The sequence below is a fragment of the Dysgonomonas mossii DSM 22836 genome (genome assembly GCF_000213575.1).
Classification (GTDB): Bacteria; Bacteroidota; Bacteroidia; order Bacteroidales; family Dysgonomonadaceae; genus Dysgonomonas; species Dysgonomonas mossii.
In genome coordinates this window covers 1-1,099 of record NZ_GL892025.1, presented here as the reverse complement: position 1 = coordinate 1,099, position 1,099 = coordinate 1, and the positions used below count along the sequence as shown (strand labels likewise).

Genomic DNA, 1,099 nt, shown 5'->3' with positions numbered 1-1,099 from the left:
TGCTTATGTAAAACTTCACATAAGAAGAATAAACTCCAAAAACAAGTAGTAGAAGCAAGTAAAAGTTTGCCTAAACTTACCAAAACGCAAATCCAATGGGGATATGACCACGTTATCCAATATGTTGGACGAAGAACGGACAAAGGAATTATCACTTGTACGAAATGCGGACATTCGTGGGAAGGGATGGGAGAACTTGCAATTACATTATTAGATTGCGAATGTCCAAATTGTCAATCAAAGCTAATAGTTAAAACCACCAAGAAACGAACATTCGATGATAGTTATTATATGAACATCATCACGGCTCACAAAGGCTATCAAGTAGTACGCACCATTATGTTAAGCTATGATGCTAAAATAGGAGAATCGACAAAACTCTCATATTCCGAAGTGATGCAACGATGGATTGCCCCTGATGGGAAACACTCCACTTTTGCCCGACTTCGCCAAACGATGGGAACTATGTGTATTGATTCATGGATATTCCATACTCCTTTGGAATTGCGAAACGAGAATAGTAACAATAAGTTTTACATAAACGTCTATGACAAAATAGGAAGTATGGGCGAAATATACCCACGTCAAAAGCTTATACCCGAATTGAAAAGAACTGGCTATAAGAAAGCGTTGTACGGACAGAACCCATTAGACTTATTTCGCATTCTATTGAGTGACAGCAGAGCCGAGACACTTATCAAGGTTGGATATACCAAGCTATTGGAACGTATAATGAATAGCGGATGGAAGAATATTGACAGTTATTGGCAATCCATCAAAATAGCTATCAGAAACAAATACAAAATTGAAGATGCAATTATGTGGTGCGACTATATAGATATGCTTCGATTCTTTGGCAAAGACTTGCACAATGCAAAATACGTTTGTCCGACTGATCTAAAAGCGGAACACGACAGATATGTTATCAAGAGAACCAAAGCAGATGCACAAGCCGAAATCGAAAAGCAAATTGCAAAGGAAGATTCATTCAGAGAGCAGAAAGGTAAATTCTTTGGACTTGCATTTTCGGATGGTACTATCAGTATCCGTATGTTGGAGAGTGTAGCAGAGATAATATTAGAAGGTAAAATGATGCATA

General features: G+C 37.9%; 1 protein-coding gene. It reads left to right on the top strand.

Annotated features, from left to right (window positions below):
* Positions 1 to 1,099: PcfJ domain-containing protein (locus HMPREF9456_RS16890; protein WP_006844787.1), on the top strand; the 1,099-nt coding region annotated here is incomplete at both ends.